Here is a 13,370-nt window from a genome sequence, read left to right on the forward strand (position 1 = left end):
GACGACCAGGACCTGGGCATAGGCTCCGGAGGTGTGGCCAACGAGAGCGTGGAGGTGACGATCACCGACGGTTCGAGTGCCACGATCGACATCCGCGATGCCGACGCGGACCCTTTGAACGAGATACAGAACCTGGGCGAGGTACTTGCCGACGGTAACGATGGTGGCGGTTCCGCGATCACAAACATCGCGGACCCTACCAATGCACAGGACGCGGCCACGAAGGCCTACGTCGACAGTATGGCAGACGACGATGTAAGCGTAACCAATACAATTACAGGTAACCGAATAGCTACAATTTCTGAACCAGGTATTACATCAGTTGATATTAATGAAACAGTGACATCATTGTCTCAGAATACAAGCACAGGCGTGATTACCTATGTTGACGAAGATGGAGGTGCTCCGGCAACAGCCAATGTGGTTAGTACTGATGCAAATAATGAGCTTTCTGTAGGAGGAGATGGAGGTGCTTCTTTTGAAATGACAAACATAGATGTGGATGGAGACGGTACAACTGAAGATACGGTTGATAGTGCCATGGCTGATATCACAAAAGTAACAGCCAAATCGGCAAGGATTTTCTATCCACCTTCGATTGCTATTGATGCATCTTCAAATGGAACTGGACTTACCGTTAATCTTTATTCCCAATACGTGGCACAGTATGGAACACCGGCAGTAGCCAGCACAGGTGCTCCTGCAGCCCTTCCAACATATGCGGCAACAGATTTATACTATTATGTAACCTATGCAGACCCATCGGTTTTTGCCAACATGAGCATTAATGCCAGTGGTGTCCTAACCTATGATATCATCGGACAACCGGCAGATTACAATGCCTTGATCAACGTAGTATTTGTGGTAAAATAATAATGACTAAAGACTCATAGATTTGAATTCAACAACCCCATATAGGTCTTTACTCATTGGTTTGTTCCTCCTTTTTTTGGGAGCGAACATGGCAAATGCCCAGTTTTTGCTCCAAGCACCAAACACCGGTGATGAGAACAATTACAAATGGTATGAAGCCTCGGACTTGGCTACCGTTTTAGGGACCAATTCCTTTTACGAAGCTACCCAGCCAGGTGTTTACTTTGCCACCTACGACGGTACTCTCTGTGGTTCCAATGCAACGGGTTATTTTATTTTAACGGATTGTACCGCTCCCAACAATGAGGTCACTCTGGACATTTCTGCCAGTGTTCCTGCGGGGGCAACGGTGAGTTGGAGCCCTGCAGTCAGTGGGGATCAAACCCGACCCATGGTCACGAGTACCCAAACGGTCACAAGGTACGTGGCGACCATTACCAAAGCAGGGAACAGTTCAGCGTTACCAAGGTTTACGGTGGTTTGCATGAGTCAGGCTGCAAATTTGGTTGATGACCTGATTGCCGTAAACGAGGATGAAAATATCGTAGTGCCTATTTTTGATAATGATTCTGACCTGCCCACAACTGGCACGTTGTCCATTACAGGACCATCCAATGGAACGGTTAGTATCGATGACAATGGAACGGCTAACGACCCATCGGACGATGTGGTGACTTATATACCGAATCCTGATTTTAATGGCAGTGATAGCTTCGACTATACGATTTGTAACTCTTTTGGCGATTGTAGTACCGCAACAGTTACGGTTGATGTATTGCCTATCGTGGATACCAATGATGATTCGGTCTCTACGGATATCGATACGGATATAGTTATTTCATGGCGCGCCAATGATAATGATATCCCGACATCAGGAACCATCACAGCGACCAATCCAACAAGTGGAAGCATCATTTTGAATGAAAATGGCACACCGAACAATCCTTCGGATGACAATATTACCTATGTTCCAAATCCAGGTTTCAACGGTACCGATTCGTTCGACTATACCGTTTGTGATACCAACGGAAATTGTGATACGGCAACCATTACGGTAATCGTTAATGCTTCTGGAGTTGATTTGGACAGTGACGGTGATGGTATTGTGGACAGTTTTGAGGATTTGAATGCCGATGGAGATAATGATCCTTCTACCTCGCCAACGGATACCGATGGTGACGGATTCCCGGATTATTTGGACATCGACAGTGACAATGATGGAATTCCGGATAACGTGGAAGCACAATTGGCCTTAGGTTATATTCCTCCAAGTTTGGTGGATGCCAATGCGAACGGACTTGATGATGCCTATGAACTGGATGGCAATATCGGATTGATCCCTGTAGATTCCGATAATGATGGCTTGCCCGATTATGTGGATCTGGATAGTGATGACGATAATGTTCCAGACGCCATTGAAGGCCATGATCATGACCATGATGGTATTCCAGAAGTCACGTTCATTGGTTCTGACAAGGACAATGACGGTTTGGACGATGGATATGAAGGTGAAACGGTCATCGATATCGATGTGAACGATGAAATGGACGAGCCAAGCTTGTTCTTGCCTGATACGGATTCCGATGGTATTCCAGATTTTAGGGATTCGGATGATGATGATGATGGTATTGAAACCATTGATGAAGATCTTGATCAGGACGGTAATTACGCCAACGATGATACCGATGGTGATGGGGTGCCGAATTATCTGGATCCCGATCTTGGCGAAACAACAGTAGATGAAATTGATGTGATCAACGTGATCACTCCTAACGGCGATGGTGTACACGATGTATTGGCTATCAACGGAATAGAAAATTATCCAAACAACACAGTAAGAATTTATAACAGATGGGGTGTAATGGTCTATCAAACCAGATCCTATAACACCAATGGCAACGTGTTCGACGGTACCTCGCAAGGTAGGGTCACCGTTGACCAAGACAACAAACTTCCCGTAGGAACCTATTTCTATGTATTGGATTATCAGGATATGGGAGGAAACATGAAACAGCTTTCGGGCTACATATACATAAACAGATAACCAAAATGATTACTGTGGAGAAAAAGATTTTGAACCGAAACATCCAATGGTTGCTTGTACTGCTACTACTTGGTTTGGGAAGCCTTCAGGCCCAGCAAGATGCCCAGTATACCCAGTACATGTACAATACCGTGAGCGTGAATCCGGCCTATGCAGGTTCCAGGGGGCATTTGAGCATTGCAGGGTTGTACCGTAACCAATGGTTGGGACTCGATGGAGCCCCGGAAACCCAAACCTTCAACATTCATTCCCCGATTGGGTACCGAGGTGTGGGATTGGGCGTTTCCATTGTAAACGATAAGATCGGTCCTACTTCGGAGACGTATTTCGATGTGGATTTTTCCTATACCATCCAGACTTCTTGGGAAGGAAGGTTAAGCTTCGGTTTAAAAGGTAGTGCGCATATGTTGGACATCCGCTATTCCGAATTGGATGAGTTTGAAGTAGATCCTCAGTTACAATCGCAACAGGATATCCAAAACAAGTTTTCTCCCAACTTTGGTGCCGGGGTCTATTACCACACCGACAGATTTTATGTGGGTCTTTCCGCTCCGAGAATATTGCAGACGACCCATTTTGATTCCTCCTCGGTATCCACGGCAAAGGAACAGATCAATATGTATTTTATCACAGGATATGTTTGGGACCTGAACCCTTTCTTGAAGTTTAAGCCCACACTATTGACCAAAGTGGTACAGGGAGCTCCTTTACAAGTGGATGTATCGACTAATTTCATGTTCAACGAAAAATTCATTGGGGGATTGGCCTACAGATGGGATGCTGCCTTCAGTGGTCTTGTCGGGTTCATGCTTTCCGATCAGTTCATGGTAGGTCTGGCCTACGATAGGGAAATCACAGAACTAGGAGCGGCCACTTTTAATGATGGCTCGTTTGAAATTATTCTTCGGTACGATTTCCTAAGAAACATAGGCAACCTTAAATCCCCACGCTTCTTTTAAGAAGATTTAAGAACCTGCTACCTTCTATGTCCCGTAAAGGTCATATTTTTACCACATGGAAGAGGAATATGTGATATTGGTGAATGAGTCCGATGAACCTATTGGTCTTATGCCCAAGATGGAAGCACACCAGAAAGCCCTTTTGCACAGGGCATTTTCCGTTTTTGTGATGAATGATAAAGGGGAGACCCTGCTCCAGCAAAGAGCCAAGGAAAAATATCATTCCCCCTTGTTGTGGACCAACACTTGTTGCAGCCACCAAAGGGATGGGGAAAGCAATATTGAGGCTGGTAAACGCAGGTTAATGGAAGAAATGGGCTTTTCCACGGAACTGAAGGAACTCTTTTCCTTCATTTACAAAGCACCTTTTGACAACGGACTTACGGAACACGAATATGACCATGTGATGATGGGTTCCTTTTTGGGTGAGCCGAACATCAATCCCAACGAAGTGGCAGATTGGAAATGGATGCATCCGGAGGATATCAAAAGAGATATCGAGGATAATCCGGAACAGTATACTGCGTGGTTCAAGATCATCTTTGAACGATTTTATGACCATCTTATGCAAAACATCCCTGCATCATGAAAGTGAAGGTAAGTAGAAAGGCCACGTTTAATGCGGCCCATAGGCTCCACCGGCCGGACTGGGATGATGCCAAGAACCAAGCCGTGTTCGGAAAATGCAACAATCCACGATTTCACGGTCATAATTATGATTTAATTGTCAGTGTAACTGGAGAAATAGACCAAGAAACCGGGTTTGTGATGGATCTAAAAGTATTGAAAGAGCTGATTCAAGAACACGTGGAAGAAGCCTTGGACCATAAGAATTTGAATACCGATGTTCCCGAATTCCAGGACCTTAACCCTACGGCAGAAAACATTGCCGTGGTCATATGGAATAAATTGAGACCTCTTATCGACAACCAAAAAGAACTTGAGGTGGTACTCTATGAAACTCCCCGAAATTTTGTAACTTATTCAGGATAATGGACTTATATCCCCTAAAATTTAAGCCTATCTTAAAGGAACGCCTTTGGGGCGGCACCAAACTAAAGGAAGTGCTTGGAAAACCCATAGAAAGTGATATCACAGGTGAAAGCTGGGAACTTTCTGGCGTTGCTGGCGATATTTCCGAAGTAGCCAATGGTCCCCTTGCAGGCACCTCACTTCAAAATTTGATGGACAACCACGGTGAGGCCCTCTTGGGAAAAAGCGTGGTAAATAGGTTTGGAGCCGAGTTTCCTATCCTAATCAAGTTCATTGATGCCAAGCAAGACCTTTCCATTCAACTACATCCCAACGATCAACTGGCTAAACAAAGGCACAATTCATTTGGAAAGACTGAAATGTGGTACATTATGGATGCCGATCCTGGAGCCAAACTCATTGTAGGCTTCAATAAGGATGTGGCCAAGGAAGAATATGTGCAAAGTTTGGAAGAAGGTTCTCTCTTGGATTTGATGAACTATGAAGAAGTGGGGGAAGGCGATACCTTTTTCATCAATACGGGGAAAATACATGCCATTGGGGCCGGTGTGCTTTTGGCGGAGATCCAACAGACTTCCGATATTACCTACAGGGTTTTCGATTTTGACAGAAAAGATAAGAATGGCAACCTAAGGGAACTGCACACCAGTTTGGCCGTGGATGCCATTGATTATAAAAGAAAGGATGACTTTAAGGTTAGCTATTCCGCAAAAGGTGATATGGTGAACGAAATGGTGGATTGTCCCTATTTTAAGACCAATTTTATTGCGCTTTCCCGACCCATGCACCAAGACCTTGTCAATAGGGATTCCTTTACGATTTATATGTGCGTAGGGGGAAGGGCCACCATTACCAATGATTGGGGTAGTACTTTCATCAACAAGGGTGAAACTGTTTTGGTGCCCGCAATGAGCAGCAAGGTGGAAATTGAAACCCAAGCCGCCAAACTTTTAGAAGTGACCATTTAATTAGTACCTTTAATAAAAACACTGATATGCCAAGTATTCGCGATTTAAAGAAAGATATCAATTTTGTCCTGGGGGATATTATCGAGGCCGTTTACATTTGGGAGGCCGGCTCCGGCAATAAAGAATCCGAAGAAGGAACCGTCATTATAGACAAGGCCATCGATGTATTCGATGAGCTTATGAACAAAGTCCACCAAAAAGATGTGGAAGACCGAAAGGCCCATTTCAGGAACATACGAAATGAGTTGGAGGAAAAGGCTACTCAACTTGTAGATCAGTTGAACAGTTTGGCGAGTTAGTTCTTTTTCCTGTCCAAAAGCTCTTTTAGCGCTTTACCATATTTTGAGTCTGCCACCTCTGGGGTAAGCACTTTATAGATGGAATCCAGATATTTTGGATTGGCCTGACTGACCTCTGTGACCATCAAATAAGGGGTGGCATAGGAGTCCCCGTTGTTCAAGCCAAAATTCAGTGCATATCTAAACTTTCTAATGGTATTTTGGTCTACCAAGTTCTGCAGCGAATCCAAAGCAAGGGAATCTGCTTGGAACTCAGGTATGGACGCTTGTTGGACCAAGGAAAGCTCCCTAATATTAAATTTGGAAGTCATGTCATAGAATTCCTCCATTTTTTCTTGGGATTTTGATCCCGTGATTTCAGCCTTGGTATCGAAAGTGTTCCAAGCTGTTTTGATATTGATTTGCCCAGGCTCACCAAAAAAGGTGATTCGGTCATTGATATCGTTGTTGTCTTTTTTGTCCAGATAGAGGTAAAAAATATCAGGGGTTACCACTTCTTCCGTAAAACTAAAATTCCCATCGCCGTTTATCTCCAAGGAATCCAGGACCACAAGGGTAGAATCTTTGGCCTGTTGCAAGTACAATGTCCCTTTTTTAAGGCCTTTTATATTTCCGGTCAGGACCATGGTATTTTCCGTGTTCTTCTCGCAAGAAACAACAACCAGTCCCAAAAGCATTACGAACAATATCTGTTTCATCATAAAATTTTAGCTGGGCAAATATCAGTAAACTTCTGAACTTTTTAAACTTTGGAGGCCACTTCCATCAACAAAGCACATAAATAGGCACCTGCGGTACCCACAACATAGCCAAAAACAGCCAAAAGAATGCCTACCGAGGTCAAGGAAGGATGAAATTCCGCCGCAACGACCGGAGCCGAAGCCGCTCCTCCCACATTGGCCTGGCTCCCAACGGCCAGAAAAAAGAACGGTGCCTTGATCAATTTGGCCACCAAAATCAATAACAGTGCATGAATACTGATCCAGATCAGCCCAATAGCAATGAGTCCCGGGTTTTCGAGGACTTTGCCCAAGTCCATTTTCATACCGATGGTAGCCACCAAAATATAAATGAACACACCACCGATTTTACTGGCACCCGCTCCTTCATAGTTTTTGGCCTTGGTAAAGGACAATCCGATGCCTATCAAAGTGGCGAAGACCACCATCCATAAAAATTCAGATCCCAAGGAGGACAGTATTTTTTGGGGATTTCGGATGACCTCAAAATTGTCTTGCAAAAATGCTGCAAAATGATGCCCGATGAAATGTGAAATACCCACCCCTGCAAAGGCATAAAAAAGCATCATGATGAAATCCTTCAATGTGGTTATCCTTGCGATTTTTTCGGTGTAGGTAGATACTTTTTGTTTGAGTTCTTCGATGGATGAAGTGTCGGCCTTTAACCATTTATCAATTTTCTGTGTCTTGCCTACCCCGAATAGGATGATGGCCATCCACAGATTGGCTACGACAATATCAATAAGGACCATGCCCCCATAATTTTCCTGGTTGTATTTAAAGACTTCCAACATGGCCGCTTGATTGGCACCGCCCCCGATCCAACTTCCGGCAATGGTGGCCAAGCCACGCCAGACTGCATCGACCCCACTGCCACCAACGGTTTCTGGGGAAAAAATGGAAACGATCAATATGGCAATAGGTCCACCGATAATGATGCCCGCGGTACCCGTCAAGAACATGATAAGTGCTTTGGACCCTAGGTTCATAATGGCCCTTAGGTCTATGCTCAGGGTCATTAAGATCAAGGCGGCTGGTAAAAGATACCTACTCGCCACAAAATAGGTTTGGGAGGATGATTCATCTACAATGCCTACGCTGGCCAAAATGGCGGGCAAAAGGTAGCACATGAGTACGGTGGGCACAATACTGTAAAACTTTCCCCAAAACCCAGTTTTGATGGATGAAGTATAAAAAACAAAGCCAAGGCACAGGCAAAGAAGCCCAAAGATCACAGTGTCTTCGGTAAAGGGTAGTTGGTCCATATTTGTAAGCTATGGTCCCAAATATAGGAAAATCATGGGGGAGATTTGGTTCTTATGGGATACCGAAGTTTAGGATGGAATCCTTATAGCATTTCCACAATTTGAATGTTATTGCCACAGGTGTCATCAAAAACCGCAATTTTTACGGTACCCATTTCGGTAGGTTTTATACTGAATGCAACGCCAAGACCCAAAAGACGGTCATATTCCTGTTGCGCATTTTCCACGTTGAATTGTGTGTACGGAATGCCTGCTTCAAACAACGATCTTTGATAGGTCTTTGCAGGTTCAAAATGTTTGGGGGAAGGCTCCAGTAATATTTCAGGGCCGTCCTGTTCTTCCTTGCTTACCACAGTCAACCACCTGCTATCCTCGCTTAGAGGCACGTCCACTTTCTTAACAAAGCCTAATACTTCGGTATAGAAGGTCAAGGCTTTTTCTTGGTCCAGAACGGGTATGCTCAATACTTTTACTTTCATTGGTTATATTTTTGGATTGGATGAACAAAAATCAAAAATCACCAATAGACCGACTTTGTGAAAATTGCTTTTTTTGAAAGCTGCTTGGCATGGATCCCGTCTTTTTTTTGAAGAGGGTACTGAAAGAACTGGGACTTTCAAACCCGACCAGATAGCACGTCTCTGAAATCGATATTCCCTTTTTTAGATAGAATTTTGATTTCTCTATTCTTTTATCAATTAGAAATTGCATTGGGGTCTGCCCATAATATTGCTTGAACAGCCTTAGAAGATGGTATTTTGAAGTGAACCCAACATAGGCCAAAGTATCCAGATTAAGATCCTGGTCTAAGTGGTTCTCAATATAGTTTCGGGTCTTGAGTACCTTCTGTATTTGCCCTGTATTGGAATAACAAACGTCTTTGATTCTAAGGATTTCACTTCGATAAAATGTCATGGCAAACGGTTTTCATTATGCTCAATAGATTTTGATTTTTTCAATATTGTAAAATCGTATTCTCGGTATTGGAGAAGCATACCAGTAGCTTAATTTCTGTATTGTTCTTCCAATTTTGGCCAAAGATCTTGATTGTTTTCTTCGAAATAGGTCAAACTCAATTTCCAAAGGTATTCATCCGATTTATAAAATTGCTTGTCAATTTCATACATTTCATTCATTAGGGCCTCATTCTGATATAATTCACCTATTGGGAAAATTTCATGTAAGTCATGATTGTCCAATTGGTTCCCAAGGCTTTCAGGGGAAACGTTATGCTTTTCAAGAATTTTTACTGCGCTTAAAATCAAGCTTTTGTTGAAATCTGCTCCAATTTTGGCCAAGCTATCAATGGTTTCTTCTGTATATCGACCTGTTGAATTTGTGAAAAATTGCAAAAATCCGCCATTGTTGACTTCTTTTTCTAGACAATCAATGAAATAAAAGGTTTTGAGAGGTTCTGGCATTTCCTGCAAAGAAGTTATTCCGTAGTCATCACTTTTTCTAATTTTTTGTGCAAAATAATACAACAATTCTAGCCTTTCCTCTTCAGTCGCTTTTTCATAAAGTTCTTTGTTCAGTTTGGCAAACCGCACTCTATAGTGCCATTCCCCTTTCGGTTTTGAAGGTGCGGATTCCCCAAATTTTACCAACTTCGGAAGGATATACCCTAAAATGGCCAGAATTGCAATTATGATTGTAAAATTCATCCAGTCAATGGTTGTTATGACAAGATACACACATTCGGGCCATTAGAATGCCCCATTATTTGAAAAAGAAGAGGAAATCGGTTTTGAGTCAACAATTACATGAATCGCGCTAAAGTGATGGTAGTTAAACTTCTAATTTTATTCTTATAAAACACTAAAACCTAGAAATCATGAGAAGTTTACTTTGGTTGGTTGCCGTAATATGTATCATCATTTGGGTATTGGGCTTTTTTGGAATTGTGGCCGGAATGGCCACGGGAAGCTTGATCCACATATTATTGGTCATCGCAATTATCGCAATTTTGTATAATATCATTTCGGGACGAAAGCCACTCTAATATAGAAGCTGGATCGAAATTATAGTTATCTGCCAAAGGGCAATGATCTATGGGAGGATAACACCTTACCACAAAAAGCAGCTAGAAATTGTTTGTAGCTGCTTTTCATTTATATGTTCAACCAATACGTGAACTTTAAATTGATGGATCGATTGCGCGGCATAAAGGAGTTCACAAAATAATTGTCGTTGTACACCAAGAACAGGTCTGAAAGTGGGGCAAACCGCCACTGTAACCTCGAATTGAAGCCCAAATTGTCCATTTGGTTACTGTATTGGATCAGGGTGGACCAAAACACGGATTTATTGAAGGTGATGTTTATTTTGGGACTCACCAACCAAAGATCTTCACTCTCATAGGGTTCTGGTAGTTTGATGCTGTTATAGTTCAGACCAAGGGAAATAAAAACCGTAGGTTGTAGGCGGAGGCTCAAGTCGCCTTCCATTACAAAGCGGGTGCCATTATAAAAATCCCCATAGCCCGGTTCCAAGGAATAGGAGAACACTCTGCGCCGATCACTTTGGAATTCTACTTCATAACTGGTGTAGTGATAACCGATATCGGCAGGAAGTTCAATACCGTCATCAGTGCCTGTAGGGTCAAAGGTGTCTGTCAAATACGTATATCGGTTAAACAACCGTACGGCCACTTCTTCCTGACTTTTGAACTTGGCCTGCCACCCGGTATAAAAAAAGTAATCGGTGTTCTTATAATCCAAAGTAGGACGCCAAACCATGGAAGGTCTGAACAGAAAGCCATGAGTGTTCAGTTTTCCTTTGCTGGGCCAAAAATTGACTTCCACATAGGGTTTGGCCACCACAATATCTTCCCTTGGGATATAGCCGAGATCTGAACGGAAATCGTTACCAACAAAGTTTCCCCTGAGGCCAAAATTAAGGAAACGGCTATTGTACTGAAGGTTCACACCGCCAGATGCATCCCTGTCGCCCATGTCATGGGCAAAGGATTTATGATAGTAAAACTTTCCGGTCCAGGTATTGTTGGCGGAGGCCAAATTGTAATCGAGGCCCACCACACGATTGTATCGATCTTCTTCTTCCAAAAAATCATAATCAGCAAACGTTTGGCGGTTCACGAAGATGAAACTGAGGTTGGATCGGGAGAACATTTTTTTCTGTAGGGCAAAAACGGTGTTGTTGTTACTGGGTATATGGTTGGCCTCATCTTTTTCTGTTTGGATGTTCAAAAGGCCCAAACGCCAATCCTCAGTAAGTTTTCCGCTCAACCGAATGCCCCCCACAATACCATTTTCAATGGTTTCGTCCTCTAGATTTTGGGCAATCCCTATCCTTCTTGAGAAAAAGGGATTGGAATCATCTTCACTCCCGAAAGAACCAAAAAGATCGCTGTTGTCAATAAAAAACTGGCGCTTTTCGGGAAGGGAAACCTCAAATCGGGTCAAATTGGTCACTAAATTGTCCACTTCCACATTCGAAAAGTCGGGGTTTACGGTAATATCCAGGTTCATTCCGTTCCCGATGGACACTTTTGCATCGCCTCCAAAGTCGAGTTTACTCAGTTTTTCGTCGTATTCATAATCTTTGCCCACAATGCCGTTCACATAAGGAATGAGCGCCATGGGGGTTCTGGATTTGCCCAGTGGTTTCTCAAAGACCATGTCCCCCATAAAGGCCAGACTATAGATCAATTGATTCTGGGGAATTTTCGTCCAAGTACTGGTCTCGTTGGTCTGCATATCGAACCGGTAACTGTTGAACCGCCACTTGGTCTCCCCTTGTTTAAACTTAAAGGAGGTCAAGGGAATGGCAATCTCGCAGATATAGTAGCCATCGTACAATTTGGTCTCGCCCTTCCATTTTACGTCCCATGAAGTGGTAAAGTTACTTGGCCCTGCGCCTCCGTTGGAAATCAGAGCCTCCCTCCGGACACCATAGGGGTTCATACCGAACAAAAAAGCATTGGTACCATCGTTAAAAGTGTCAAAAAGCAGACTGATATTATCATTTCCTCCTGCACGGTAATCCCGCTGTAGGGAAGGTATCACATAATCATTCCCTTCAGTGGCCAGTTTTATACCTATATATAGTGTGGTATTGTTGTACAGCATTTTAATGTTGGTCTGCTGGGCTGCCAGGGTCGTATCCGAGGGAAAATATTGATGGAAGCTATCGGCACTTTCCGCAATTTCCCAAATGGGTTCGTCCAAAATGCCGTCAACGTCAATGATCTCGTCAATGTGTTTGACCGTAAAGGTCTTATTGTTCAATTGGGCAACTAAGGCAATGGGAAATAGGATTGTAGCAATTACAATTCGTAGTTTGGACATTGGTTTAGTTTGGTTTAGTCAGTTTTTCAAATGTAAGGGTATAGTTAAAATATTCCCAAAAAAATAATAGGGCATTGTCCATTGGGAAAAGATTCGGAAAATTGACTGTAGCTAATTCATTTTATTGCCAATATTCATCCATTATGAAAAAGACCGCTGTATTGTTCCTCTTGGTTCCCATTTTTATGTTCGGAAATACTTTTTGGAGCAAAACGGGGCATCGTGTTACCGGGCAGATTGCCCAAGAGCACTTGACCGGCAAGGCCAAAAGAGCGTTGAACGATTTGTTGGATGGTCACAGTTTGGCCTTTGTTTCCACCTACGCGGATGATATCAAGGCAGATCGCGCCTATTCCAAATATTCACCTTGGCATTACGTTAACTATCCCTTGGGTATGCATTACGTGGATTCCGAGAAGAGTGAATATGGGGATATCATCACGGCCATTGAGGAATGCAAGACAAAAATTAAGGATAAAAATACGCCCAGGGAAGACCGTGTTTTTTACCTTAAGATGTTGATCCACTTCATAGGTGACCTCCATCAGCCCATGCACGCCAGTAGGGAAGAGGACAAGGGAGGTAATGATATTCAGGTACAATGGTTTGGCCAAGGCAGCAACTTGCACAGGGTCTGGGACCAGAACCTCATTGAATCCTATGGAATGACCTATACCGAATTGGCCCATGAATTGGACAAGGCCTCAAAGAAAGAGGTGAAAAAAATGCAGGAAGGCACTATTTACGATTGGGTCGATGAATCCCATCAGATTTGTGGCGAACTGTACGACTCCGTTAAGGTAGGCGAAAAGCTAGGGTATCAGTATGCCTATAATTATAATGACCTCCTGTTCGAACAACTTCAAAAAGGAGGTCTAAGATTGGCAAAGGTCTTGAACGACCTGTTCGATTAACCTTG

At 43.3% G+C, this 13,370-nt stretch carries 14 protein-coding genes; 8 read left to right on the forward strand and 6 right to left on the reverse strand.

The annotated features are described in order from the left end of the window. The first annotated feature begins 895 nt into the window (after positions 1-895). Genes D2U88_RS18675 through D2U88_RS18700 form a run of 6 tightly spaced genes read left to right on the forward strand, consistent with a single transcriptional unit; the run spans position 896 to position 6,136 of the window. Positions 896-2,917, forward strand: a complete 2,022-nt coding sequence (locus D2U88_RS18675) for a T9SS type B sorting domain-containing protein (protein WP_119642054.1) — start codon at positions 896-898, stop codon at positions 2,915-2,917. Between the two features lie 5 nt (positions 2,918-2,922). After that, a complete protein-coding gene (locus tag D2U88_RS18680; RefSeq protein ID WP_119642055.1) occupies positions 2,923-3,876 on the forward strand; it encodes a PorP/SprF family type IX secretion system membrane protein in 954 nt (317 codons plus the stop codon). Between the two features lie 55 nt (positions 3,877-3,931). Further along, a complete protein-coding gene (gene idi, locus D2U88_RS18685) occupies positions 3,932-4,465 on the forward strand; it encodes an isopentenyl-diphosphate Delta-isomerase (protein WP_119642056.1) in 534 nt (177 codons plus the stop codon). Further along, positions 4,462-4,869 (forward strand): 6-pyruvoyl trahydropterin synthase family protein, encoded by a 408-nt coding sequence (locus D2U88_RS18690; protein ID WP_119642057.1) that lies wholly within the window; start codon positions 4,462-4,464, stop codon positions 4,867-4,869. The genes idi and D2U88_RS18690 overlap by 4 nt, the downstream gene beginning before the upstream one ends. After that, positions 4,869-5,837 carry a type I phosphomannose isomerase catalytic subunit gene (locus D2U88_RS18695; protein WP_119642058.1) on the forward strand — a complete coding sequence of 323 codons (969 nt, stop codon included), beginning with the start codon at positions 4,869-4,871 and terminating at the stop codon, positions 5,835-5,837. Before D2U88_RS18690 ends, D2U88_RS18695 begins: the two co-directional genes overlap by 1 nt. 26 nt (positions 5,838-5,863) lie before the next feature. After that, the gene (locus D2U88_RS18700; protein ID WP_119642059.1) at positions 5,864-6,136 is read left to right on the forward strand and encodes a hypothetical protein; all 273 of its coding nucleotides are present in this window, start codon (positions 5,864-5,866) and stop codon (positions 6,134-6,136) included. Here the strand turns inward: D2U88_RS18700 and D2U88_RS18705 are convergent. From D2U88_RS18705 to D2U88_RS18725, 5 genes are all read right to left on the reverse strand, one after another. Beyond that, complete coding sequence (locus D2U88_RS18705; RefSeq protein WP_235855830.1) at positions 6,133-6,834, reverse strand: DUF4369 domain-containing protein; 702 nt, start codon at positions 6,832-6,834, stop codon at positions 6,133-6,135. The genes D2U88_RS18700 and D2U88_RS18705 overlap by 4 nt on opposite strands. 44 nt (positions 6,835-6,878) lie before the next feature. Next, positions 6,879-8,141 (reverse strand): DUF819 family protein, encoded by a 1,263-nt coding sequence (locus tag D2U88_RS18710; protein ID WP_119642061.1) that lies wholly within the window; start codon positions 8,139-8,141, stop codon positions 6,879-6,881. 83 nt (positions 8,142-8,224) lie between these two features. Further along, positions 8,225-8,620 (reverse strand): VOC family protein, encoded by a 396-nt coding sequence (locus D2U88_RS18715; RefSeq protein ID WP_119642062.1) that lies wholly within the window; start codon positions 8,618-8,620, stop codon positions 8,225-8,227. A gap of 31 nt (positions 8,621-8,651) precedes the next feature. Beyond that, entirely contained in the window at positions 8,652-9,056 is a 405-nt protein-coding gene (locus D2U88_RS18720) for a helix-turn-helix domain-containing protein (RefSeq protein ID WP_119642063.1), read from the reverse strand. 89 nt (positions 9,057-9,145) lie between these two features. Continuing rightward, positions 9,146-9,628: a DMP19 family protein gene (locus tag D2U88_RS18725; protein WP_182859220.1), complete on the reverse strand. Its 483-nt coding sequence runs from the start codon at positions 9,626-9,628 to the stop codon at positions 9,146-9,148. Between the two features lie 347 nt (positions 9,629-9,975). Here D2U88_RS18725 and D2U88_RS18730 point away from each other — a divergent pair, with 347 nt between their 5' ends. After that, a complete protein-coding gene (locus tag D2U88_RS18730; RefSeq protein ID WP_119642065.1) occupies positions 9,976-10,143 on the forward strand; it encodes a lmo0937 family membrane protein in 168 nt (55 codons plus the stop codon). Between the two features lie 109 nt (positions 10,144-10,252). On the opposite strand, the gene D2U88_RS18735 is transcribed toward D2U88_RS18730, so the two are convergent. Then, a complete protein-coding gene (locus D2U88_RS18735) occupies positions 10,253-12,451 on the reverse strand; it encodes a DUF5916 domain-containing protein (RefSeq protein WP_119642066.1) in 2,199 nt (732 codons plus the stop codon). A 143-nt stretch (positions 12,452-12,594) separates the two neighbouring features. Here D2U88_RS18735 and D2U88_RS18740 point away from each other — a divergent pair, with 143 nt between their 5' ends. After that, a complete protein-coding gene (locus D2U88_RS18740) occupies positions 12,595-13,365 on the forward strand; it encodes a S1/P1 nuclease (protein ID WP_119642067.1) in 771 nt (256 codons plus the stop codon). Positions 13,366-13,370 lie beyond the last annotated feature (5 nt).

The organism is Flagellimonas aequoris (genome assembly GCF_003584165.1).
Classification (GTDB): Bacteria; Bacteroidota; Bacteroidia; order Flavobacteriales; family Flavobacteriaceae; genus Flagellimonas; species Flagellimonas aequoris.